18 protein-coding genes are annotated in these 23,523 nt (G+C 58.2%); 4 read left to right on the forward strand and 14 right to left on the reverse strand.

Going from position 1 to position 23,523, the window contains the following annotated elements; genetic code table 11:
* Window positions 1-21: 21 nt before the first annotated feature.
* The 8 genes from ACTG2J_RS15810 to tapM all read right to left on the reverse strand — a co-directional run bounded on the left by ACTG2J_RS15810 (window position 22) and on the right by tapM (window position 8,394).
* Window positions 22-1,602 carry an SPOR domain-containing protein gene (locus ACTG2J_RS15810; protein WP_113739710.1) on the reverse strand — a complete coding sequence of 527 codons (1,581 nt, stop codon included), beginning with the start codon at window positions 1,600-1,602 and terminating at the stop codon, window positions 22-24.
* Window positions 1,592-2,674: a 3-dehydroquinate synthase gene (gene aroB / locus ACTG2J_RS15815; protein ID WP_113739709.1), complete on the reverse strand. Its 1,083-nt coding sequence runs from the start codon at window positions 2,672-2,674 to the stop codon at window positions 1,592-1,594. The genes ACTG2J_RS15810 and aroB overlap by 11 nt, the downstream gene beginning before the upstream one ends.
* Before the next feature lie 14 nt (window positions 2,675-2,688).
* The gene (gene aroK / locus ACTG2J_RS15820; RefSeq protein ID WP_005335014.1) at window positions 2,689-3,207 is read right to left on the reverse strand and encodes a shikimate kinase AroK; all 519 of its coding nucleotides are present in this window, start codon (window positions 3,205-3,207) and stop codon (window positions 2,689-2,691) included.
* A gap of 191 nt (window positions 3,208-3,398) precedes the next feature.
* The gene (gene pilQ, locus ACTG2J_RS15825) at window positions 3,399-5,624 is read right to left on the reverse strand and encodes a type IV pilus secretin PilQ (protein ID WP_439989389.1); all 2,226 of its coding nucleotides are present in this window, start codon (window positions 5,622-5,624) and stop codon (window positions 3,399-3,401) included.
* A 16-nt stretch (window positions 5,625-5,640) separates the two neighbouring features.
* The gene (locus ACTG2J_RS15830) at window positions 5,641-6,174 is read right to left on the reverse strand and encodes a pilus assembly protein PilP (RefSeq protein WP_005353995.1); all 534 of its coding nucleotides are present in this window, start codon (window positions 6,172-6,174) and stop codon (window positions 5,641-5,643) included.
* Window positions 6,171-6,770 carry a PilO family type IV pilus biogenesis protein TapO gene (tapO, locus tag ACTG2J_RS15835; protein WP_113739707.1) on the reverse strand — a complete coding sequence of 200 codons (600 nt, stop codon included), beginning with the start codon at window positions 6,768-6,770 and terminating at the stop codon, window positions 6,171-6,173. Before tapO ends, ACTG2J_RS15830 begins: the two co-directional genes overlap by 4 nt.
* The gene (gene tapN / locus ACTG2J_RS15840; RefSeq protein ID WP_005353997.1) at window positions 6,767-7,345 is read right to left on the reverse strand and encodes a PilN family type IV pilus biogenesis protein TapN; all 579 of its coding nucleotides are present in this window, start codon (window positions 7,343-7,345) and stop codon (window positions 6,767-6,769) included. Before tapN ends, tapO begins: the two co-directional genes overlap by 4 nt.
* A complete protein-coding gene (gene tapM / locus ACTG2J_RS15845; RefSeq protein ID WP_040066887.1) occupies window positions 7,333-8,394 on the reverse strand; it encodes a PilM family type IVa pilus assembly protein TapM in 1,062 nt (353 codons plus the stop codon). Before tapM ends, tapN begins: the two co-directional genes overlap by 13 nt.
* A gap of 300 nt (window positions 8,395-8,694) precedes the next feature.
* Between tapM and ACTG2J_RS15850 the strand changes: the two genes are divergently transcribed.
* Window positions 8,695-11,166 carry a penicillin-binding protein 1A gene (locus ACTG2J_RS15850; protein WP_042054572.1) on the forward strand — a complete coding sequence of 824 codons (2,472 nt, stop codon included), beginning with the start codon at window positions 8,695-8,697 and terminating at the stop codon, window positions 11,164-11,166.
* Window positions 11,167-11,214: 48 nt separating this feature from the next.
* Here the strand turns inward: ACTG2J_RS15850 and oxyR are convergent, their stop codons facing one another.
* The 4 genes from oxyR to ACTG2J_RS15870 form a co-directional block, all read right to left on the reverse strand.
* Entirely contained in the window at window positions 11,215-12,114 is a 900-nt protein-coding gene (oxyR, locus tag ACTG2J_RS15855) for a DNA-binding transcriptional regulator OxyR (RefSeq protein WP_439997658.1), read from the reverse strand.
* A gap of 155 nt (window positions 12,115-12,269) precedes the next feature.
* A complete protein-coding gene (locus tag ACTG2J_RS15860) occupies window positions 12,270-13,910 on the reverse strand; it encodes a methyl-accepting chemotaxis protein (protein WP_302245410.1) in 1,641 nt (546 codons plus the stop codon).
* Window positions 13,911-14,081: 171 nt separating this feature from the next.
* Window positions 14,082-14,726 (reverse strand): DsbA family protein, encoded by a 645-nt coding sequence (locus ACTG2J_RS15865; protein WP_439997659.1) that lies wholly within the window; start codon window positions 14,724-14,726, stop codon window positions 14,082-14,084.
* A gap of 74 nt (window positions 14,727-14,800) precedes the next feature.
* On the reverse strand, window positions 14,801-15,661 hold the full coding sequence (locus tag ACTG2J_RS15870; RefSeq protein WP_439997921.1) for a Vmh family MBL fold metallo-hydrolase: 861 nt from the start codon (window positions 15,659-15,661) through the stop codon (window positions 14,801-14,803).
* A gap of 126 nt (window positions 15,662-15,787) precedes the next feature.
* On the opposite strand from ACTG2J_RS15870, the gene ACTG2J_RS15875 reads away from it, so the two are divergent.
* Window positions 15,788-16,687, forward strand: a complete 900-nt coding sequence (locus ACTG2J_RS15875; protein ID WP_439989385.1) for a LysR family transcriptional regulator — start codon at window positions 15,788-15,790, stop codon at window positions 16,685-16,687.
* Between the two features lie 66 nt (window positions 16,688-16,753).
* Here the strand turns inward: ACTG2J_RS15875 and ACTG2J_RS15880 are convergent, their stop codons facing one another.
* The gene (locus ACTG2J_RS15880) at window positions 16,754-17,533 is read right to left on the reverse strand and encodes a BPSS1780 family membrane protein (RefSeq protein ID WP_005335041.1); all 780 of its coding nucleotides are present in this window, start codon (window positions 17,531-17,533) and stop codon (window positions 16,754-16,756) included.
* A gap of 302 nt (window positions 17,534-17,835) precedes the next feature.
* Here ACTG2J_RS15880 and ACTG2J_RS15885 point away from each other — a divergent pair, with 302 nt between their 5' ends.
* On the forward strand, window positions 17,836-18,657 hold the full coding sequence (locus ACTG2J_RS15885) for a peptidoglycan DD-metalloendopeptidase family protein (protein ID WP_201989895.1): 822 nt from the start codon (window positions 17,836-17,838) through the stop codon (window positions 18,655-18,657).
* A gap of 88 nt (window positions 18,658-18,745) precedes the next feature.
* On the opposite strand, the gene ACTG2J_RS15890 is transcribed toward ACTG2J_RS15885, so the two are convergent.
* Complete coding sequence (locus tag ACTG2J_RS15890) at window positions 18,746-20,083, reverse strand: MATE family efflux transporter (protein WP_106842912.1); 1,338 nt, start codon at window positions 20,081-20,083, stop codon at window positions 18,746-18,748.
* A 155-nt stretch (window positions 20,084-20,238) separates the two neighbouring features.
* Here ACTG2J_RS15890 and mscM point away from each other — a divergent pair, with 155 nt between their 5' ends.
* Entirely contained in the window at window positions 20,239-23,520 is a 3,282-nt protein-coding gene (gene mscM / locus ACTG2J_RS15895; RefSeq protein ID WP_021229779.1) for a miniconductance mechanosensitive channel MscM, read from the forward strand.
* Window positions 23,521-23,523 lie beyond the last annotated feature (3 nt).

Below are 23,523 nucleotides of genomic sequence, written 5' to 3' on the forward strand. Positions count from 1 at the left end.
CCCCCTTATCCGGTATCAAGGCTATTGCTTCAGCTCTTTTTGTACCTGTGCAAACGACTTGGGCCAGGGCTGGCCTTTCAGCAAGGCTGGCGGAAGCTTGCGAATGGCACTCTTGGCCTGGGTCAGACCGGCATAATCCCCTTGCAGCACCACATACCAGGGGCTACCACGGAATTTGGTCTGATAGACCCATACCTTGCCCGCCAGACCATGCTCGGCAACAAATTGATCCACCGCCTTGGTGTTGCTCGCCCCCATCAGCTGAACGCTGTAGTGGTTACGCGGCTTCTTGTTCAAGGTGGCGACCGGTGTCAGGGCCACCTTGGGTGCAGGCGCGGCAACCGGCTCGTTGCTGGCGGTTTTGGTGGTGGCCGCAGGCGTTGTGGTTGTCGCCGGATTCAGTGCCTTGGCGGTACTGGCTGGCGCCGTGGTTGCGACTGCACCACTGGGGGCTGTGCCACTCGGGTTCTTGCCGGTCAGCTCGTCCACCACATCGGTCGGCAATGCACCGCTCACCTTGGGTTCGGTCATCAGCTTTTGCACGACCTCGTCAGAGATCACCACCCGACGCCCTTCGTAATTGGTTGATTCGGTGGTCACGGTTTCGCTCTCCACCGATTTGGGCAGCACTTTCGCCTCCGGCTGCCAATCTTTCACCACTCCGTTGGGATTGCTGGCTGCATCGCTGTTTTGCGTGCCTTGTGCAGCGGCATCGGTGTTCGAACCGCCAGCGGTGAGGGGATCGCCTCCCGCTACCGGGATCGGCAATGCCGTGTTTTGCGCCGGATCCTGCAGTGCCGGTTTGCTTTCATTGTCAAACAGCGCAGGCAGCAGGTAGCTCAGCGCCAGCAGGCCGCCAGCGACCAGCGCGATAGCAGTGGCAATCTTCTTGACAGGCAACTCCGCCTGACGCTTCTTGGGCCTTCTGTCGGTCATGATATCCTCCAGTAACTGCATGATGGTGGACGGATGTCCGTTCGCCGTTTTCAGGATCTCCTCCACTTGCGGCTTGGGCAAGAGGGTCGCCGGGATCTTGAGCTCTTTGGCTTTCTCATACAAGAAGATGCGCTGCTCGGGCGGGCTCAGTGGCGGCACTTCCAGCTCAAGTGCTGGCATGGCACGCTCTTTGAGCTGCGGTCGTTGGGTACGACACCAGACGTCACTGCCCGAGACGATAATGGCCAGCTGATGGGGCGCCGCCAGAGTATCGTTATGACGGATGATCGCCCACAACTCTCCCAGCAGTTCGACCGGCAACTGGTCGGCCCGCTCTATCAGCAGCAACAGGGTGGCAGGCTTGCTCCCCTCCAGCATGCGAAAGAAGCTCTCCGCCAGCGCATCCTGTGGATTGAACAGCGGGCGCGCCACCACCTGTGGTAGCAACAACTGGCGTACATCCACCATCTTCATGGCAGGTGTACCAATCAGGCTTACCACCCGCACTTTTTCCGGCAACACGCCGAGCAGGGATTCGCACAGGGTACCGCGACCACAACCGGGTTTACCGGAGAGAAAAATGAAAGGGTGATTGAATTCAATCAGATGCAGCAGCCGGTCAACCAGCTGCCGCTGGGAAGGAAGTTTTAGCAGTTTATTCGTCACGACCAGACTCGATCACCGCCAGCAACTCGACATCGGACACATCCCCCACCACCTGCGCATGGCCGATGCCAACCGGCAATACCAGACGCAGCTTGCCTTCAAGCACCTTCTTGTCACGGCGCATATGGCGAATAAAGGCGGCGAAATCCATCTCGGCAGGCGCATGAATGGGCAGATTGGCGGCCAGCAGCAGAGCGCGCACACGCGCAACGTCCGCTTCGCTCATATCGCCACGGGCCTGCGCAGTCCAGGCTGCCAGCATGGTGCCGGCGGATACTGCTTCACCGTGCAGCCAGTTGCCATACCCCTGCTCGGCCTCGATGGCATGACCAAAGGTGTGACCCAGATTGAGCAGCGCACGGACGCCGTGCTCGGTCTCATCCTGACCGACCACATCGGCTTTGATCTCGCAGCAGCGTTTGATGGCGTAGGCCAGCGCGGCAGGTTCCAGCTGTTGCAGACGCACCATGTTCTGCTCCAGCCAGCTGAAGAAATCAGCATCCCAAATGATGCCGTACTTGATCACCTCGGCCATCCCTGCGGCAAATTCGCGGGCTGGCAAGGTACTCAGACATTCGGTATCGATAACAACTTGTTTGGGCTGATAAAAAGCCCCAATCATGTTCTTGCCGAGGGGGTGGTTGACAGCGGTTTTACCGCCGACAGAGGAGTCAACCTGGGAGAGCAGAGTGGTCGGGATCTGGATAAAAGGAATGCCACGTTGATAGCTTGCTGCCGCAAAGCCCACCAGATCCCCGATCACGCCGCCCCCCAGAGCGATCAGTGTCGTATCGCGCCCATGGTTGGTTTCAAGCAGAGCAGACATGATCTGCTCAAAGGTCGCCAGGCTCTTGTACGCCTCACCGTCAGGCAGGATCAGGTGTTCAACCTGAAAACCCGACAGCAGAGCGGTTACCCGTGCAAGATAAAGCGGAGCAACGACCGTGTTGGTCACTATCATCACCCGCTTGCCCTTGATGGTCGATACCAGCGCCTCGGGGCGCTGCAACAACCCGGCAGCTATCTCGATGGGATAGCTGCGTTCACCCAGTTCGACCTTCAACCGTTCCATGGACGTCCTCTAGATTACATACCGATCAGCTTTACAATTTGATTGGCAACGATTTTTGCGCTCTGGTCATCGGTGTGCACAACAAAGTCGGCAACCTCTTCATACAGGGCATTGCGCTCTTGTGCCAGACGTTCCAGCACTTCGCGTGCCGGTTCTTCGGTCTGTAGCAGAGGGCGGCGTTTGTCTCGCTGTGTGCGCGCCAGCTGCTTTTCGATAGTGGTTTCGAGGTAGACCACGATGCCACGAGCAGACAACTTGTTGCGGGTTTCGCGACTCTTGATGGCACCGCCACCCGTCGCCAGCACGATACCCTGCTGCTCTGACAATTCGCCGATCACCTTCTCTTCGCGAATCCGGAAACCTTCTTCGCCTTCAACATCGAACACCCAGCCGATATCAGCACCACTGCGGCGCTCAATCTCATGATCTGAGTCGAAAAACTCCATATGCAGTTGTTCTGCCAGATGTCTACCTATGGTGCTCTTGCCCGCACCCATGGGACCTATCAGGAAAATATTGCGTTTCTCAGCCATGTCTTTTCGTTAGTAATTACAAACTGTACGACCCCGATGAATACTGGATCGGGGTACCTATGAACCTTATCTTGCGATGGATCAGGAGGGGGATTATCTCAATAGATATCGGGACTGGCAACCGCAGCCCTTACGCCCCAGCCTTATTGGGGCGTAAGGTTATATGTGTTTTACCCTCACATGTAAAGCATTCAGAAGGCGTCGGTAACTATCTTGGGCGTCACGAAAATCAGCAACTCCCGCTTTTTGTTCTCGCTGGTGGTCTTGCGGAACAAGGCCCCCAATCCGGGAATATCACCCAGCAGCGGCACCTTGGTCACATCGCTCTTGATGGTCTGCTGATAGATGCCGCCCAGCACCAGCGTCTCGCCATTGTTCACCAGCACCTGAGTGGTGATGGACTGGGCGTTGATGGAAACCGCATCACCGGTACCGGTCGGTACCGTTTCACCCTTGGTATCCTGGGTTACGGTCAGGTCGAGAATCACCCGATTGTCAGGGGTGATCTGCGGGGTAACCTTCAGGCTCAATACCGCCTTCTTGAAGGTAACCGAGGTAGCGCCACTGGAAGAGGACTCCACATAGGGGATCTCGGTACCCTGCTCGATCAGCGCCGGTTTCTGGTTCGCCGTGGTCACCCGCGGACTGGCGATAATCTCGGCCTTGCTCTCTTTTTCCAGCGCCGACAACTCTAGATCCAACAAGGTGCCATCAGCCAAACGGGCAACCTGGAAGGCCAAAGTACCGGCCGCATTGGTCACCGGCAGGTTGACGTTCAACCGTTCGTCTTTTGTCGGTCTGGTAATTGCCGAGCCACCATTGTTGTTACCAGAGCCATCATTCCCCGCTATGGAACCGGACGTACTGTTGCCATGACCATCGTTTTTGGTCACCCCCCACCGCACCCCGAGCGCTTCATCAAAGCCGTCGTCAATGGTCACCATCCGCGCCTCGATAACCACCTGCTTGACCGGAATATCGAGAATATCGAGCATCCGCTTGATACTGCTGATGACATCGGCGGTATCCTTGACCACCAACACGTTGGTTCGCTCATCCACGCTCACCGCACCACGGGGTGACAGCAACTTGGTACTTTCGGAAGAGAGCAGGGCAGCCACTTCCGAGGCCTTGGCATAGTTTATCTGCAGATATTCGGTATAGAGCGGAGCCAAATCGGCAACCTGATTTCGGCTCTCCAGCTGTTGCTTCTCGCGTGTTGCGATCTCTTCTGCAGGCGCTACCAGCAAGATGTTGTTATCCAACCGCTTATCCAGACCCCGCACCTTCAAAATAATGTCGAGCGCCTGCTCCCACGGCACCCCATCCAGACGCAGGGTAATATTGCCTGATACCGAATCTGTGGTTACCAAGTTAAGGTTGTTGAAATCGGCAATAAGCTGCAATACGGTACGGACTGGAATATCCTGAAAGTTCAATGAGATGGGCTTTCCCTGATACTGCTTGGATGCCGTGGCCGTCGTCCGCTTTTTCACCTCGATAATGAAGAGCTTGTCTGCCTGATCGTAACGGTAATCAAACTGACCATTGATCGACAATTCAAACAGGGTATCGCTGCCCTGCCGGGAGACTTCAACCTGAGAGACCGGCGTTGCAAAATCCTGCACATTGATCAGATTAAGCAAACCATCCGGCACCCGAGTACCATGAAACTTGGCCAGTACGGTCTGGCCGCGGCTGCTCACATCGACGGCGGCCGAGCTGTTATCCAGCGTGACCAGAAACTCCCCCTGGCCATCTTTGCCACGACGAAAATCCACACCGGTAACCGAGTTGAAATAGGCGCCGCCCCCACTGTTCTGATAGTTGTTAAGTACCGGCTTGCTGGCAGGCTGTGTGGCTACCGGCGTAGTCACGGGCGCAACAGGCATCGACCGGGCGACGACCTGAGGGTTGAGCAGTGCCGAAGGAGAGGGTGTGGCCACCATCGCAGAGGGCGCTGGCACAGGAGTAGCCGAGGTTGCGGGTGCAATCAGCGCGCTCTCACCATTGATGAGCCCGGAAGAGGCCCCCTCGCCCAATGACACCAGTAATTTGTTCCCCTGTTGCTGCACCTGATAGGGAGCAAGCTGATCGAGTGCGATCTTGATATCCAGACCTGCGCCCTTACCCTCAACCTTGATATTATCTACCCCTAGGCGCTGGATCGGCAGCGGGTTCACTTTCAGCGCCCCTACCGCACCGGGAACATGCAACAACAGCTGATTGGGTTGGTAAGAGAGACGATCGGTAAAGCCCGTGACCGGCTCACTGAAACTGAGCTCCACCAGCAATTGATCGGCAAGCAGCGGATTGACCTTGATCTCCTGCAGGGTTGCCACTGCCCACGCCTGACTGAGGGCGCTGGCGCAAAACAGCAAAGCCACTTTGGATACACTCTCTATTGTTGTTCTCATTGCTGTTCGTCCCTGATTATTGTTTTTCTTGCACATTGGCCATTGCCAACTGGGTTTCTCTTGTTACCCAGCACCCCTTCCCGTCCGGAATGGTTTCCAGCAAATCCACGGCAGTGTCAGTGATCTTGATGACCCGGCCCTGATCAAGCCCCATATACTGGTTGAGCCCGACCCGCATCGATTTGCCATCCGGGGTGCTGATCAAGGCCCACAACTGACCCGCCTTACCCAAAGAGCCATGCATCGACAGACTGGCCAGCGAATAATTTTCCAGCACCTCTTTCTCACGCTCCATCAGGGTCTGTGCACAATCAGGCTGGGCCTTGGCAGTACTTGTACTTCCGACCGTCGCCTCAGGCTGGGGAACCATGAAGGGGCTGCGCAACTCGCGTTGCTGGTAGTGCATAGGGGCAAAAGGCTTCAGCTCGGGCAAGGGCTCGATAGGTATGGGTGGCCTTGCTTTGGTCTGGGCGACATAGCTATCCATATCCTCCTGGCCACCACAGGCCGCCAGCAAGAGAGCAGGCAACAACCAGCAGATGCGTCTCATTGTTTCGGCTCCACTGTTTTACCGTTGTACTTGTAGGTCTTAGCCAGCATCGACATCGAAATCAGCTCCCCTTCATCCTTGCTCTGACCCAGAGTGAAGGAGTCAAGAATGACGATACGGGGCAAGGCGGCCATGTCAGCGGTGAACTTGCCAATTTCATGGTAAGTGCCCACTACCTCGATACGCATTGGTAGCTCGGTTGAAAACTCGTGCTTTACCTCTGGCTCCCAGTTGATCCGGTTCAATTTCAAGCCATTGTCGGTAGCAATAAAGCTGATATCGTCCAACAGACCGGCGACCTCATGGGTATTGGGCAACTGCTTGAGCTGGGTATCGACCAGTTGCTCAAGCTGAACCATTTGCGCCTTGTATGCCCCCAGGTTGGCAGCCAGCATCGCCTTGCTTTCAAACTGGGCTTTCAGTTCGGTCTCTTTCCCCGCTTCCTGAGTCAAACTGGTCAGTGAGTTGGCAATCACGTAGTAGTAGATGGCGCCGCCGATCAACACGCAGCAGAAAAAGATGAAGACCCCTTTTGCCCATTTTGGCCAGCTTGCTATGTCATTGATATCCAACTCGTTGAGTTGCTGAAGGTTCATTGTTGCTCCTTGGCCACATTCCCTGCAGCCGCAGCATTGTTGGCGATCAGGAACATCATGGAAAACTGGCTCAATGACACTGGCGCAACATCAGCCGCAAAAATAGTGCTTATCTTTGCCTGACCCAACCAACCGGAACCATCAATCCGCCGCATCATGCTGGCCACCCGACCATATGCTTCGGTCTTGCCATTAACATCAATAATATTGTTTTGCATCGAAAGGGTGTTCAGGTAAACCCCGTTGGGCACCAGTGAAGGCAGTTGATTAAAGAGGCGGACGGGCACATTGCGGCGCATCTGCAACTGCTCGATCAGCTGCATCCGATCGATCAGCTCCTTGCGACGCTCTTTGAGCAGACGGATCTCCCCCAGCTGGGCATCCAGAATAGTCATCTCCTGAACCAGCCTCTGGTTGCGCTGCTGCTGGGCGACGATCTGGCGATCAACCAGCCAGTTGGCAAAAAATCCCAGCGCGACCGTGGCCAGCACAAAAATCCCCAGCAAGGCCCCGAACTGTTTCTTTTGGCGCTGGGCTCGGGCTTCACGCCAGGGGAGAAGGTTTATATTTGACATGGTGTGAAACTCCTCAGAGCCAACCCGAATGCCGTCATATATTTAGCACCATGTACCAGCTCGGCCTCCCCTTTCGGCTTGCCAAACAGGGCGAACAGATCCGGGTGCAACACCTCGCAATTGACCTCTTCTTTTACCTGCACCAACAAACCGGGTAGCAGACTGCCTCCCCCCGTCAGCACCAGTTTTGCGATGTCGCGATAACCGGATGAACTGCAAAACAGCTGGATATTGCGCCGCACTTGCTGCAACAGCGAGTTGATGTGGGGCATCAGCACATCCAGCTCATGGTCAACAGGCAAGGTACCTTTGGTTTTAGCCTGCTCAGCCTCATCCAGCGTCATGCCATAAAAGGAGGAGAGCGCCTGGCTGTACTGATCGCCACCGAAGTTTTGCAAGCGGGAGTAGATCACCTCCCCCTTGACCAGCGCTGCAAAGGTCATGGCACTGGCACCGATATCTATCACCCCGATCGGCCGTTCACTCTCCTGCAATTCGGGCAGACAGGCCACCACGGCACGGCCCAGCGCATGGGCGCCCACATCCACCACTTTGACGGCAATACCGGCTTCGGCAAGGGCGCTGACCCGACCGTTGACACTCTCGGTGCGGGCTGCGCTCAGCAGCACATCTTGACGATCTTCACTGTTGTTGGTGCTCAGCACCTCAAAATCGAGACTCACTTCATCGAGGGGGAAGGGAATGATCTGCTCGGCCTCCAGCTGCACCTGACTCTCCAGCTCCTTGTCGCTGAGGCGGGCATCAATCTGGATCACCTTGGTTATCACGTTGGAGCCGGTCACCGCAGTGGCGGCATAGTCGCTGTGAGTTGGAATAAGACGCTTGAGGGTCTTGAGAGATTGGCTGACGCGCTCGATATCCTGCAATTGATAGTCAACCAGCGTCCCTTTCGGGGTGGCAATATCGGCGACAGATTCGAGATGAAGCTTGCCGGGTCGGCCACTGAGGGTAACGGCCTTGATAGTCTGGCTGCCAAAATCAATGCCCACCAGAGGGAGGAGGGATCCCTTGTTAAAAAGCCCAAACATATACACATCCATGCGTTATTTGGTTTTATTCCTGAACAGAGTGTAGGACACCCGATCAGAGGAGTGCTTCACTCATCCTAAATGCTCTAACTATCAATGTCATAAAGTTTATGCCGAAAAGTGACCCATCTCGCTTTCTTCATGGCAAGTGGCCCTCCTTGGTTATTGCTCCCCGTAGTGCTAACCTCTCGCATCCTTTTGAGGTGGGTGGCTCGCCACAGGAAAACCTCGAATTCCCGATGGCAAAAGGGCTATACTCTGCGCCCGTTGGCTAATTTTAAGACGATTGGTAGTTCTTCCATGCTGAAATGGCTCGTTCGCCTGTTTATTGTCATGATGCTGGGTGCAGTGCTGGGTGTTGCCAGCCTCATCGGTATCTACTTCTATATCAAACCCCAACTGCCCGATGTCACCGCACTGCGTGACGTCAAGCTGGCAACCCCGATGCGGGTTTACAGTCGGGATGGGGAGTTGATCGCCCAATATGGCGAAATTCGTCGCATTCCGCTGCGTCTGGACGAAATTCCGCAACCCATGATCGATGCCGTACTGGCGACCGAAGATGCACGTTTCTATGAGCACCCGGGCATTGACCCGATTGGTATCATTCGAGCTGCATCCGTCTGGGCTGTCTCCGGCCATGCCCGTCAGGGTGCCAGTACCATCACCCAGCAGGTTGCCCGCAACTTCTTCCTGAGCAATGAGAAGACCATCATCCGCAAGATCAAGGAGGTCTTCCTGGCCTGGCGGATCGAGCAGAATCTCTCAAAAGATGAGATCCTCGAACTCTACCTCAACAAGATCCCCCTCGGTTATCGCTCCTTCGGGATCGGTGCTGCGGCACAGGTTTACTTTGGTAAAGAGGTCAAGGATCTGGGACTGGACGAGATCGCCATCATTGCCGGTCTGCCAAAAGCCCCGTCCATGCTCAACCCCATCCGCTCCCCCGAGCGGGCCTTTGCTCGCCGCAACGTGGTGCTGGGCCGGATGCTGGAAACTGGCAAGATCACCCAGGCTCAGTTTGACGAAGCGTCCAAGATGCCGATCAAGGCCCGTTTTCACGGCGCCGAAGTGACCCTGCACGCCCCCTATCTGGGGGAAATGGTGCGCCAGAAGATGGTCGAGCAGTTCGGTGAAGATGCCTACACCATGGGCCTGCACGTCTACACGACCGTCTCTGCCGAACGTCAGCGGGCGGCAAGACAGGCACTGCTGGATGGCGTTTTTGCCTATGACATGCGCCACGGCTATCGCGGCCCGACGGCTCAGTTATGGAAGGCTGGCGAGACAGCCTGGGATTACGAGCAGATCGTCGCTCACCTTGGCAAACAGCCCACTTATGATCCGCTGATGGCGGCGGTCGTGACCAAGCTTGGTGATCGCAGCGCCACACTGGTACTGAAGAATGGCAAGGAAGCAGAGCTCGGCTGGAACGGCATTAAATGGGCCCGCTCCTTTATTACCGACGACCGTCAGAGCTATGCCCCGAAATCGGCGCGCGATGTGCTGAAAGTCGGCGCCCAGATCTGGGTGCGGGAAGAGGGCGAAGAGTTGCTGCTGGCCCAAATCCCGGATGTGAACGCCGCGCTGGTTGCCATGAACCCGAAAAATGGGGCGCTGGAAGCACTGGTCGGTGGCTTCAGCTTCGAACTCTCCAAATTCAACCGGGTCGATCAGGCGCGTCGCCAGATCGGTTCCAATATCAAGCCTTTCCTCTATGCGACCGCGCTAGAGCACGGTTATACCCTGGCGTCGCTCATCAACGATGCGCCGATCAACCAGTGGGATCCGTCAAAAGGGCCCATGTGGCAGCCCAAGAACTCCCCGGCCGTTTATGATGGTCCCACTCCGCTGCGTCTGGGACTGGCCAAGTCCAAAAACGTGATGTCGGTTCGACTGATGCGCGCCATCGGTCTGGATACCTATATCGACGGTCTGACCCGCTTTGGTTTCCCTCGCGACTTCATCTCTCCCCATGAGTCGCTGGCGCTGGGCGCTGCCGAATTCACCCCCCTCGAGGTAGTGCGTGGTTACTCGGTTCTCGCCAACGGTGGCTTCCTGGTGACCCCATACTTCATCGACAAAGTGACCGACAGTCTGGAGAACACCCTCTATCAGGCCAATCCTGCTATTGCTTGCACCACCTGCGAACAGCAGGCCGCACCCGAGCAGAGCACACTGCCAGAGCCAACTGTTGATGGCGCCGCACAAGATGGCACGCAGACCCCTCTCGCGCCAACCATCGCCCCGCATACCATCAGTGCCCAGAGTGCGTTCCTGATCACCGACACCCTGAGCACAGCCATCTGGGGTGGCAACGGCTGGCGTGGTACCGGCTGGCGTGCAGCCCGCGACCTGAAACGTCACGACATCTCCGGTAAAACCGGTACCACCAACGAATCGCGGGATGCCTGGTTCTCCGGCTACACCCCGGACATCGTTGCTACCTCCTGGATCGGTTTTGACAACCACCAGCGTGGTCTTGGCCGTGCCGAGTTTGGTGGTGGCGCCGCGCAGCCTATCTGGATCGACTTCATGAAAGTCGCCCTCAAAAAGCTGCCTGAGCACAAGATGCCGGTTCCCGAGGGGATCATGACGGTGAAGATTGATAGCGAAACCGGCCTGCTGGCAACCAGTGGCGGCACCGACGAATACTTCAAGGAAGGGACCGAACCGACCCGCTACGCAGCACCGAGCTCGGATGGCAATCAGGTCTACGGCGGTGACAACCCCGATGTGGAAGGGCCTGTCTCAACCGACGATATCTTCTAAGCTGCTCTCGCGGCAGAAGCAAAACCGGCAGCCTTGGCTGCCGGTTTTTTATTGGGCCAACTGCTTGCTCATCAGCGTAGCGATCGAGGCGGCCAGCTCGTTGAAACAGGGGCGACGCACCGAGTAGTGGCGATAGAGCAGCGAGATGGTACGCCCCGGCACAGGGTCAACCACAGGTCGATAGCTCACCCCTCCCTCATCATGATCGGCAGGTACGGCCAACTTTGGCACCAGAGTCATGCCGCTACCAGCGGCCACCATGTTGCGCAGGGTCTCGAGACTGGTGCCCTTGAAGCGTTGATCCTCACCTATCCCGCCGGCGAAACAGAATCCCATCGCCTGATCCCGCAAACAGTGACCATCGGCCAACATCAGTAATTTCTTGCCCTTGAGATTGCCAAGGGGCACCTGCCTTGCCTGTGCTTCGGGGTGATGGCAAGGCACAACCAACCACATCGGCTCATGATAGAGCTGGATTGAACCAAACCCCTCCATCCCCGGCATCTCGGCCAGAATGACGCAATCCAGCTCCCCCTCTTCCAACCGCTTGAGCAGGGTTTGGGTCTGCTCCTCATAGAGGTAGAACTCCAGCTGGGGAAAACGCTCACGCAGGGTCTGGATAATGCGGGGCAACAGGTAGGGGCCCACGGTCGGAATAAAACCGATATGGATCTCCCCTGACATCGGCTCGGAGAAGTGCTGACCGATGCTCTTGAGCTCGCGCACCTCCTTGAGCACCCGACGAGCCTGATGGGCCATGGCATCACCAGCCGGAGTAAACAGCACCTTGCGCGAGGTACGTTCGATCAGAATGACCCCGAGTTCATCCTCCAGCTTGCGCAGCTGGCCGCTCAGGGTGGGTTGACTGACAAAGCAGCGTTCAGCGGCTTTGCGAAAATGTTTTTCCTCATCCAGCGCCACCAGATATTCGAGATCGCGAAGATTCATACAGCAAGAGTCCTGCCTGGAAAATGGGCCATCAGCATGCACAATATCGTCCGGCGGGACAAGTCATCCGCTCGCGGTGAACCTCTCTGGCTACCTCTCCAAACAGAAAAGCCCGATCACCTTGCGGTAATCGGGCTGTTTGACTCGCCGAGGGATTACACCCTGAAACGGCGCACCATATCCTGCAACTGGGTTGCCAGATGGTTCAGCTCATTGCACGCCTGAGCCATCTGGGTGGCACCGGCGGCCACCTCTTCGGAAGCATGGCTGATATTGACCACGTTGCGGTTGAGCTCCTCGCTCACCGCCCCCTGCTCTTCGGTGGCTGTCGCAATCTGGATGTTCATGTGGGAGATACTGCTGACCGAGCCACTGATCTGGGAGATGGACTCGCCCGCTTCCCGCGCGGTAGCAACCGTGGTGTTCATCAGCTCCTGACTCTGTTGCATGGTACTGCCCGCCTGTTCGGCACGCTGCTGCAACTCGGCAATGATGGTGTTGATCTGGGAGGTGGAGTCTTGGGTGCGCTTGGCCAGAGTACGCACCTCATCCGCCACCACAGCAAACCCCCGCCCCTGCTCACCGGCACGGGCCGCTTCAATGGCGGCGTTCAATGCCAGCAGGTTGGTCTGTTCGGCAATGCCGCGGATCACCTCCAGCACCATGCCGATATTGCGGCTGTCATCGCCCAGTTGGCGGATCACCACCGCGGTACTCTCGATGGCACCGGCGACCCGTTCAATACGTTGAATGGAGTCATTCACCGTTTGCGCACCAAGTTCGGCCGTTTCACTGGCCGAGGTGGCGGCACTGGCCGCATCGCTGGTGTTGCGCGAAACCTCCTGCACCGTAGCCTGCATCTCGTTCATCGCCGTCGCCAGCTGGTTCAGCTCATGTTGCTGAGCATTCATGTTGTTGGCTGACTGGCTGGCAACAGAGCTGATCTCCTCCGCGGCGGAACTCAGTTGCACCACAGAGCCCGACACTTCACTCACCAGAGTGCGCAGATTGGTCTGCATTTCACCAAACCCTTTGGCAAGGGTTCCCAGTTCATCATTGTTGAACTGCTGCATATCGATGCGGGAGGTGAGATCACCAGAGGAGACCCGCCGGGTCTGTTCCAGCAACGCCATCACCGGATTGCGGATCTGACCGGTCAGCAGCCAGGCAATTGCCACAACAAAACCCAGCGTCACCAGACTGACAATGACGCTCATGGTTCTGGCACTGCTGTAGAGCGCCTCCACATCTTTTGTCATCTGGGCCGCAATCTCGTTATTGATTTCCCGCAGGCGGAAGGATTTTGCTTCCACCTCCTCCAGCGCGACCCGGGTTTCGTTTTTGCGCAGACTTCTGACTCGCTCCAGATCGCCAGTAGCAAAGGCACTTAACAACTGGTCATGCACCGCAAAATACTTGGCCCCCGCCGCAACCACCTGCTCATAAACCTGTTTCTCTTCACCAGTAGTGAAAGGTAAAGCACCGTATTTTTGGACGGCCTGCTCAAACTCCTGCTTGGCCTTGTTGAAGGTTAGAGCTCGTTCACTCACCTCCTGATCATCCTTGTTAAGGCCACCAATTACCTGGGCCAGCTCTGAACGGCGCGCATCCAGCACGGCGACATGCATCTGACTCGCCAGACGAGTAGAAGGCAACAAATTGCCGGTAATGGTCTCGGTATCACTATGGAGCTTTGCTAACTGACTGATGGAGAACCAGGCCAAGCCAAGAACCAGCAAGGCCAGAATGGCAAATCCGGCGCTCAGTTTCTGGCCAATAGACATGTTTTTGAACATATGAGGGCTTCCTTGAAATGAGTCTGCACTCCCGCAAATCCGCCGGGAATGGTCACATAGAGCATAGTCTGCAAGCAGAAAGTCGAAGGCTTTCATATCGCTTCTGCATACAGGAATATCGGCCCGTTCACTTCACTTCTAAAGAGACCTTGTCCGTTCACATTCTAATAACTATTCCATCAACTCAAGAAGATGCTGACGCAACCCGGCAGGATCGCCCAAAAAGTCAGCCACTCGAACAGCACTCACCTTACCGTTGTGCATCAACCCAAGGGTGGGATAACCCTGACCGCCTAGCCGTTTCATCCAGCCCTGGCTATCTGCCAGATGTTGCAGCAAGGGGGCCTGCAGATAAGCTTGCTGGAATGCCTCGGCTGAAATCCCCTGCTCTGCCGCCAGCGTGGCTAGAAACGCTGGCTCACCAATCCAGATCCCGTCCCGATAGTGGGATTGCTGGATCCGGTGCAACATGACCAGCCCATCGCCCCCCAACGCCGTGACGGCCAAAACCGCACGGATCGGCAGCTCGGAGTCCAGCAGACAGCCTTCCCGCAGCAGCAGTTCGTTAAAGTAGCGTTCGCCAAAATGCTGGCCGGTCAGCGCTTCGATCCGCTGATCATGGGGGCGCACATAATCACGCAATGCCTCGCCCATCGGCTGACGGCGACTACCCAGCCAGAGACCGCCCGCATGCAGCTCGATCTTGAGTCCGGCAATGGTGGCTGCCGCCTGCAACAGGGGGGCGGCACCGTAGCACCAGCCACAGAGCGGGTCATAGACATAATGGAGGGTGGTTTGTTGTTCGCTCATCTTCATTCTCACTTCAATCTCGGATAAAAAACCGGGCCCTTAGGCCCGGTAAAAAACATAGGGAAAGCAGGCTCAGTGGCTTACCACTTCATCTCGCCGGTATTGACCTTGGCACCGATGGCCAGACCATCGTCAACCGGCAGTGCCGGATAGGCCTTCTTCAGAGCATCAATCAGCTCACCGGAGTTTTTCGCCTTGGCCAGCTCCTGTTCGAAACGCTCTACATAGTCACGGGTAAAGGTCACAGCAGCAGTGCCTTTGGGAGCAGTCCCCAGGAAGTGGCCCGGTACCACGCGCTCGGGTTTCAGGGCCAGCAGGTTGCCCAGCGCCTTGACCCAGTTACTGCGGGCCGCCTTGGTCTGGCTGTCCGCCATCCAGACATGCACCCCGTGGTAGACCGGTACACCACCAAAAGCAGTCTTGATGGAAGGGGCCCAGAGGTAGGCATTCGGGGTATTCATCTCTTTGATTTCAATCTTCTCGCCATCCAGCGTCAGGTGGCTGGCGGTCATCACTTGCGGCACGGTCAGGCTCTTCGGTGCACCCTTCCCGAGGATCGGGCTCCAGTAGCTCAGCTTGGCATCCTTGGTCTGGTTGATATGGTCAACCACATGCTGATCGGCCAGCACTTTGACATCCGGGAACGCCGCCATGACAGGCTCCAGACCGAAGTAGAAGTCGGGGTCACCGGCACTGATATAGACAGTGGTCAGCTTCTTGCCGCTCTTCTTGATCATGTCGACCAGCGCCTGACCATTTTGCACGTCGAATTGGGCATCGATCAGGATGGCTTCTTTGTCACCGGTCACCAGTGAGGAGGAGACCGGGAAGATCGCCTTCTCGCCAGGGTTGTAGACGGTCACGCTCAGGGGGGCGGCCAGTGCGGCGCCACTCAGCAGGGTGGTAGCCAGAGTCAGGTTGCGGATCAGGGTGTTGTTCATCATCTATTCCTCATTAAGTATTCGGGGGTTCATTTGATGGACACAGTGTATTGGATCACTTAAGGTGCAAATACAGCATAAAAAGCGCATCACTGTTGCACATACCGAACATATAGAGAGCCATACATGGATCGACTGACCGCATTGCGGGTCTTTGTCAGCGTAGTCGAACAAGGGAGCCTGAGCGGCGCCGGAGAGAAACTGGATATGTCGCGCGCCATGGTGTCGCGCTATCTGGCCGAGCTGGAGAGCTGGATGGGCGCCCGCCTGCTGCACCGCACCACCCGTCGTTTGAGCCTGACAGGGCCAGGAGAGGAGGCGCTGAACCGGGCCCGTGCCATGCTGGCGCTCGGCGAAGAGATGGAGCAAATCGCCGTGAAGGGGGATGACGCCCCCAAGGGGCAACTGCGGATCACCAGCAGCTACTCCCTGTCAGAAGCACTGCTGGTCGGGGCGGCCAACGACTATCTGGCGCAATACCCGGGGACGGCCATTGACATTCTGCTGCTCGACAGAACCGTCAATCTGATAGAGGAGCGGATCGATCTGGCGGTGCGCATCACCAACGACCTCGACCCCAATCTGGTGGCGCGTCGTCTCGGCACCTGCCACTCGGTAGTCTGTGCCAGCCCGGCCTATCTGACCCGTCATCCGATGCCACACAAGGTGCAGGATTTGGCGCTGCACAACTGCCTCACCTACACCTACTTCGGCAAGAGCCTGTGGGAGTTCAATGGACCGGACGGTCCCGAGTCAGTGCCGGTCAGCGGTAACCTGAGCGCCAATATCTCCAACCTGCTGCTGGAAGCAACGCTTGAAGGTGCCGGGATCAGCCTGCAGCCCCGCTACTCGGCCCAACCCTATCTGGAGCGCGGGGAACTGGTGCCCCTGCTGACCGACTGGCAGCCCAAGCGGCTCGGGGTCTACGGGGTGTATGCCACCCGCAAGCAGATGTCGCCGCTACTGCGCAGCTTCCTCGATTTTCTGCTGGCTCGCATGGCGGCGGATCCCATCTGGCAGGAGTGAACATACCTCAAACCCGATCATGAAGAAGGGGCCGCTGCGGGCCCCTTCTTCACTCTGATCCCTTGATCAGGCTTCAAATCCGAATGGTTCTGAGTGCGGCGCTTCCGGCTGCGCACTCTCGTCCAGGAAAATATCCCGATAAGCCACATAGATGGAGTAGTTGAGCGCCGGGATCACCACCAGCAGACCTACCAGCAACAGCACAGCGCCAAACAGCAACAAAATGGCTGAGAGCAGCCCCCACCAGAAGAAGGGAAAAAAATTGCGCCAGCAGCCGAAGAAGCTCAGCCGTACCGCCTGGATGATGCCGATATCGTGGTGGAAGATCAGCGCAGGAGCAAAGGTGACCCCCATCAGCACGGGAATGATGAGCAGCATCCCCACCAGCAATACCAGCAGCAGTTGTTGCAACTGGCTGGCTGAGACCACCATGCTCTCGGGATCCTGCGTCAGCAGCGGGAGCAGCCCCCACATGGAGAGCAGACCGAGACAGACGAGGCCCACCAGGCTGAACAGCAGCAACACCAGCAGACCGCCTAGCATCAGCGGGGTCAGCTTGTGGCGAAAACCGGCGAAGAGATCGGCAAACTGCAGTGGCTCCCCCCGATAACCCCGAGCGGCGACCGCCACCCAACCCGCGCCCCACACCATGTAGAGCAGCTGGGAGATAAGGCCACCCGCTGGCAGTTGCTCCAGCAGCATGCCCACCATAAACCAGACCAGCACCATGGCCACGCTGATCCCCATCCCCTTGTTGAAGATATCGAACCCGCTGCGAACCCAGAGCCAGCCACGACCTGTCGTGTACCGGGCCGGTGTGGTGCGCAAAGGGGGTAATCCGTTCATATCGTCTCCTCGGAGTGTCGGTGGCATCAGTGCCGGAAGCCGATTCTAGAGCCAGGGCGGGGGCGACTCAATGGCGAAGCGGCCCGACCACGACATAAAACCTGACGCAGCTATGCACAAAAGGGGCGTCAGCCACGCCCCGCCTCTGGCTGCCCCGACTATAACGAGGCACAATCTGCTCCCTCCCCCTGCCGCGCCTGTCGTGGCCAGCATGTCGTGATCACCCTTTAGTGATCGGCGACTGCCGGACAGGGGGTTGTCATCCCGCCATCCCGGGCGCTTTAACATCGAGTGGTATCGTCATGAGAGTTGTTTGTTGTCTGTTGTTGTTACTGGCCAGCCAGTCAGCCCTGGCCGAGGGTTTTATCAGTCGCCTGCTCAACCATCCGGTGCCGGGTGGCGTTGCGGTGATCCCTCTTGGCGCATCTGCCACTGCACCCACGGCCCGCTATCACGACAAACCTGTGCTGGTGGTGCGCGAAGACAACCAGTGGATCGCCATCGTCGGCATCTCTCTCAAAAACCCGCTTGGGGCCCAGCAGCTGACCACAGGTGATGGCCGTACTCTCGGCTTCACCGTCACCCCCAAGCACTACCGCGAGCAGCACATCAAGCTCAAGAACAGCCGTCAGGTCAATCCACTCGCCGAGGATATGACCCGCATCAACCGCGAGCTGGCGGAGCAGACTCGGGCTTACCAGACCTTCAGCCCCAACCAGCCGAGCAACCTGATGTTCGACAAGCCGGTCAACGGCCCCCTATCCAGCCCGTTTGGCCTGCGTCGTTTCTTCAATGGCGAGGAGCGCAATCCCCACTCCGGCCTCGACTTCGCAGTGGGCGCCGGCACCCCGATCAAATCCCCCGCCGCCGGCAAGGTGATCCTGATCGGCAACTACTTCTTCAATGGCAATACCGTCTTTGTCGACCACGGTCAGGGGCTCATCAGCATGTTCTGCCACATGTCGAAGATCGATGTGAAGCTCGGCCAGAGCCTGCCGCGTGGCGGCATCGTCGGGCGAGTCGGTTCGACCGGTCGCGCCACCGGCCCCCATATGCACTGGAACGTCAGCCTCAACGATACCCGGGTCGATCCCGCTATCTTTATCGGCGCCTTCAAGCCCTGAATCGGCAGAGCCCGTTAACAAAACATCCTCTAACAAAACAGGCAGCCCATGGCTGCCTGTCTGCTATCTGCACGTCGAACCTGATTACCTATCCGGCCAGCGCGTGGGCGCCGGACTCCCGACGCATCGCCCGCCACATCACCAACACCAGCAAGGAGCTGCACGTTGGCAATGCCAGCCAGACCCCGGGCACGCCCCACAGGGTCGAGAATCCCCACAAGAAACCGCCGATCAGCACCAGCTTGCCACCGGTGAGCAGGGAGGCGATGCGGGCCCGATTGATGGCCTGGAAGTAGGTGGCCCCCACCAGCAGCAAGCCCTCCATCGGCAGCCCCCAGAAGTAGAGCCAGATCCCGAGGCTCGCCACCGGCAGCAGGGTAGCGTTGTCCCCGGCAAACAGATAGACCGCCGCCTCCGGCCACAGATAAAGCGGGAACATGGCGCACAGGGCGATCCCCAACGTCACTCCGAGTGCCAGATTGCGGATCCGCAGCACCCGCCGCCAGTGACCGGCGCCCGCGTTAAAGCTGGCGATGGGCTGGATACCCATGGCGATCCCCTCGAACACCAGATAGAAGAAGGCCTCGGTGTAACTAATCACCCCGTAGGCCGCCACATGCAGCGAAGTGCCAACCGCCAGCAACGCCTTGTTGTGCAACGCCAGCACTACCGAGAGATAGAGGTACATCAGAAAACTGGAGACCCCGAGGCGCACCGTTTCGCCCATCAGCCGTAGATCAGGGCGCAAGGTGTCCCAGCTTATCCGCAACTGGCTACGCGGCGTGAAGAAGTGCCACAGGCAGGCAAGGCCCGTCACCGCCTGGGAGAGCATAGTGGCCGTCGCCACCCCGGCCAGTCCGAACGGAAACACTACCATCAGCAGATAGTCGAGCAGCACGTTGAGCAGCCCCCCGACCACCATGATGAGGGTGACAAACCCGGGGCGGCCATCGTTGCGCAGCAGCGAGCTGAACGCCATCGACAGCACTGCAAAGACGCCCAGCCAGGCGTAGGCCTGCAGGTAGGAGAGCCCGGCGGTGAAGATCTCCCCCTCCGCCCCCATCCAGGCCAGCATGGGCTCGCCATAGCGGATCCCGATAAAACTGAGCAGTGCCGAGGCCAGCAACACCATCACCAGCGCATTGCCGACGATATGGCGGGCTTTGGCCGGGTTGCCCTGCCCCAGATAGAAGGAGACCAGCGACGAGGCCCCCATGCCGATCAGCGCCCCCACCGCATAGAGCACGGCGCAGATGGGATAAGCCAGCATCAGACCGGCCATGCCATCCTGACCCAGCACATGGCCAACGAAGATGCCATCGATGGTGACATAGATGCCGGTGATCAGCATGGCCGCCACGGTCGGGGTTACGTAACGCCAGAAAAGGCGAGATAGCGGGGCTGTGCCCAGATCAACAGCTGACATATTCGACTCGGTGGAGAGAAAGCGGCCGGGATCATAGCGAAACGGCAGCACGACTTCCTGTTATTTGTGTTATGAATCATTAATATAGACTGCTTTACCCGCCTCCCTGCCCTGTTTTAGGCTAGGGCCACCTCTTCTGAACGGAAACGAGCCTCATGTTGCAACGCCTGCTCACCCTCTTGCTGCTCTCCCTTATCTTGTTGCCGCCAGCCGTGCGCGCCGACGATGCCATTGCCCAAGCCGAATCCCTGTTGCAGAGCGTGCCCAAGAGCGATACCCCGGAAAACCAGAAGCTGCGGGAGAGCTACCAGCAGGCGCTGCAATTTGCCAGAGAGGCCGAGCGTTACCGGGAGCAGAGTAAAGCCTATCAGCAGATCCTTATCGATTACCCCAAGGAGTCGGCACGCCTCAAGGAGAGCCTGCACAACTATCAGCCCGCAGCTCGCCCGCCGCTGGCGAGCCTCAAGGAGGAGGCGCTGCGCCAGGCCATTGGCCTGAGCAGCAACCGCCAGCTCAACCTGCGCAAGGAGCGGCAGGGGGTGATGGACAGCCTCAACCAGCTGGAGAGCACCGGTCAGGAGTATCACCTGCGGGTGGACGATCTGCGCAAACAACTGCAACTGACCCGCAGCCAGCTGGAGCGACTGAGCTTCAGCAGCGAATCGGATCGCCAGCAGGAGGCACAACTGCTGCTGACCAGAATGAAAGAGCAGAGCCTCTCCGACCGGATCCAGATGCTGGAGCTGGAGCAGCTCTCGGCCCAGCAGCGCAACGATCTCGGCAAGCTGAAACTGCAGGAGCTCAATCTGGCCATCGCCGACGAGGATGAGTGGCAAGCCAGCCTGCTGACCCAGCAGAACCAGCTGCGTAGGGAGAAGACCGAGCAGGCGCTGGAGGAGAGCGAACGGCTGCGCAAACAACTCACCACCGACATGCCGCTGCTGCTGGAGCAACAACAGCAGAATCAGGCGCTCTCCATCCAGCTCGGCACGCTGGAGGATCAGATTGAGCGGGTGCAGGATGAGCAGCGTAGCGTCGACAAGAATCTGTTTGAACTGAATGAGCTGGTCAACTCGGTGCGCGAACAGCTGGAGTGGCTGCAGATCAGTAATGCCTACGGCGAGAACCTGCGCAGCAAACTCTCCGATCTGCCTCCCCAGTTTCCCCTCGACAAGCTGGAGTCCGCCATCGTCAGCGCCCGCATGGCCAAGTACCAGTACGAGAGCGAGCAGGATGGGCTCAAGGATACCCGTCAGCTGCGCGACAAGCTGATGGCCGAAGAGGAGGTGACGCTCGATCGGCCGCAGCAAGCGGTGCTCGACAACCTGCTCAAGGCCCGGCGCCAGCTGCTGACCCGGCTCAACGACGCCTCCGACACCCTCATTCAGGAGCAGACTCGTCTCAAGCTGCTATACAGCCGCCAGAACAGCAAGATCGACGAGATCCGTGAAATAAGCGCCAGCCACCTGTTCTGGATGCCGGATGTGCGCCCCTTTACCCCACAGGTGATGCTTGGCATTCCCGCCGCGCTGACCCTAGCCTTCAACCCGGACAACTGGCTGCAACTGCCCTACGCCATCGCCGAGAACAGCCCGCTGAGCCTCACGCTGGCCGGTATTGGTCTGCTGGTGCTGGCCTGGAGCTGGTTCAAGCTGGCCCGTCATCTGAGCCTCTATTGCGACCATATTGCGCCGCGGATCGGCAAGGTAACTCAGGACAAATTCAGCCTCACCAGCCGCTTGCTGCTGCGCTCCCTGCTTGCTGCCCTCCCCTTGCCCGCCATGGTGTTGATGGTGCGCGGCCTGCTCGAAGGGGCCTGGCAATACCCGTTTGCGGTGGCGGTGGCGCGCGGTCTTGGCGAGATCTGGTTCCTGCTGCTGGCGCTGGTGATGGCCCGCCATCTGACGCTGGAGCGGGGGATTTTGATCCACCACTTCCGCTGGCCTAGGGAACAGGTGCAAAAGGTATGGGGGCAGTTTCGCACCCTGCTGCTGGTGCTGATCCCGAGTTTCTTTGTGCAGGGGATGGCCAACAGCTATCAGGAGCACGCCTTCTACGACTCTCTCGGCCGGATGGCCTTCATGATCGGTGCACTCTGGCTGCTGCTCTTCTTTGCCCGCCTCAACCGGGAGCGATTGCCACTCACCTGGGGCCAGACCGACATGACCAAGCCCCATCTGCTGCACCACTTCATCTGGAATAGCCTGATGCTGGCGCCGCTGCTGGCGGTAATTGGCGCCCTGTTTGGCTACTTCTATACCTCGCGCACCCTGCTGCGCCAGCTGGAGCTTAGCCTGCTGATGGGGCTGGGTTGCCTGCTGGTCTACTATCTGGCCAGACGCTGGATGCTGATCCAGCGCCGCCGCCTTGCCTTCGAGCGCGCCAAGAGCAAGCGGGCCGAGATCTTGGCCCAGCGCGGCCGGGAAGAGGGGCATGACGAGCTCAGCTCCGAGACCCCGGACGTGGTGGAAGAGACTGAGCTGGATCTCGATACCATCAGCGCCCAGTCGCTGGGACTGGTGCGCACCCTGCTGATGCTGGGCTTTACCATGCTGGTGGTGGTGCAATGGTCGGATCTCAACTCCGCCTTCAGCTTCCTCAGCAATATCGAGGTGTGGCAGGTGAGCAGCAAGATTGGCGGCATCGAGCAGCTCTCGGCCATCACCTTGCAGGATCTGATGCTGACCGCCTTCGTCTTCATTCTGACCGTGGTGACAGCACGCAACCTGCCGGGGCTGATGGAGCTGACCCTGCTGCAACACCTCAGCCTCTCCCCGGGTACCGGCTTTGCCCTCACGACCACCAGCAAGTATCTGGTGATCCTGATCGGCGCCCTCACCGGCTTCTCCATGCTCGGCATCGACTGGTCGAAGACCCAATGGCTGGTCGCCGCCCTCTCGGTGGGGCTGGGTTTCGGTCTGCAGGAGATCTTCGCCAACTTTGTCTCCGGCCTCATCATCCTGTTTGAGAAGCCGATCCGGCTCGGTGACACCGTCACCATCCGCGATCTCACCGGCACCGTCACCAAGATCAAAACCCGGGCGACGACTATCGTGGATTGGGATCGCAAGGAGATCATAGTGCCCAACAAGGCTTTCATCACCGAGCAGTTCATCAACTGGTCGCTCTCCGATGCCATCACCCGGGTCAAACTGCGGATCCGGATCGGCCTGACCCGGGATCCGAAACTGGTGCAGCGCATTCTGGAAGAGTCCATCCAGGCATCGACCCTGGTATTGGAGACGCCGACGCCAGAGGTCTTCCTGATCGAATTCACCGACTCGGCACTGATCTACGAGATCCGCCTCTACGTCAACAACATGGATCACCGGATGCCCATCACCCACGAGGTTCACTCGCTGGTGCTGGAGAAGATGCAGCAGCAGGGACTTACCCTGCCCCATCAACAGATCGACATTCACCTGAGCCGCGGCTGATCC

The organism is Aeromonas sp. 6P, assembly GCF_051919525.1.
GTDB lineage: Bacteria > Pseudomonadota > Gammaproteobacteria > Enterobacterales > Aeromonadaceae > Aeromonas > Aeromonas veronii.

What these genes read in the sequence shown, in the direction of transcription:
- aroB (WP_113739709.1), bottom strand. Translation starts at nt 2,674, where the DNA reads ATGGAACGGTTGAAGGTCGAACTGGGTGAACGCAGCTATCCCATCGAG.
- aroK (WP_005335014.1), bottom strand. Translation starts at nt 3,207, where the DNA reads ATGGCTGAGAAACGCAATATTTTCCTGATAGGTCCCATGGGTGCGGGC.
- pilQ (WP_439989389.1), bottom strand. Translation starts at nt 5,624, where the DNA reads ATGAGAACAACAATAGAGAGTGTATCCAAAGTGGCTTTGCTGTTTTGC.
- ACTG2J_RS15830 (WP_005353995.1), bottom strand. Translation starts at nt 6,174, where the DNA reads ATGAGACGCATCTGCTGGTTGTTGCCTGCTCTCTTGCTGGCGGCCTGT.
- tapO (WP_113739707.1), bottom strand. Translation starts at nt 6,770, where the DNA reads ATGAACCTTCAGCAACTCAACGAGTTGGATATCAATGACATAGCAAGC.
- tapN (WP_005353997.1), bottom strand. Translation starts at nt 7,345, where the DNA reads ATGTCAAATATAAACCTTCTCCCCTGGCGTGAAGCCCGAGCCCAGCGC.
- tapM (WP_040066887.1), bottom strand. Translation starts at nt 8,394, where the DNA reads ATGTTTGGGCTTTTTAACAAGGGATCCCTCCTCCCTCTGGTGGGCATT.
- ACTG2J_RS15850 (WP_042054572.1), top strand. Translation starts at nt 8,695, where the DNA reads ATGCTGAAATGGCTCGTTCGCCTGTTTATTGTCATGATGCTGGGTGCA.
- oxyR (WP_439997658.1), bottom strand. Translation starts at nt 12,114, where the DNA reads ATGAATCTTCGCGATCTCGAATATCTGGTGGCGCTGGATGAGGAAAAA.
- ACTG2J_RS15860 (WP_302245410.1), bottom strand. Translation starts at nt 13,910, where the DNA reads ATGTTCAAAAACATGTCTATTGGCCAGAAACTGAGCGCCGGATTTGCC.
- ACTG2J_RS15865 (WP_439997659.1), bottom strand. Translation starts at nt 14,726, where the DNA reads ATGAAGATGAGCGAACAACAAACCACCCTCCATTATGTCTATGACCCG.
- ACTG2J_RS15870 (WP_439997921.1), bottom strand. Translation starts at nt 15,661, where the DNA reads ATGAACAACACCCTGATCCGCAACCTGACTCTGGCTACCACCCTGCTG.
- ACTG2J_RS15875 (WP_439989385.1), top strand. Translation starts at nt 15,788, where the DNA reads ATGGATCGACTGACCGCATTGCGGGTCTTTGTCAGCGTAGTCGAACAA.
- ACTG2J_RS15880 (WP_005335041.1), bottom strand. Translation starts at nt 17,533, where the DNA reads ATGAACGGATTACCCCCTTTGCGCACCACACCGGCCCGGTACACGACA.
- ACTG2J_RS15885 (WP_201989895.1), top strand. Translation starts at nt 17,836, where the DNA reads ATGAGAGTTGTTTGTTGTCTGTTGTTGTTACTGGCCAGCCAGTCAGCC.
- ACTG2J_RS15890 (WP_106842912.1), bottom strand. Translation starts at nt 20,083, where the DNA reads ATGTCAGCTGTTGATCTGGGCACAGCCCCGCTATCTCGCCTTTTCTGG.
- mscM (WP_021229779.1), top strand. Translation starts at nt 20,239, where the DNA reads ATGTTGCAACGCCTGCTCACCCTCTTGCTGCTCTCCCTTATCTTGTTG.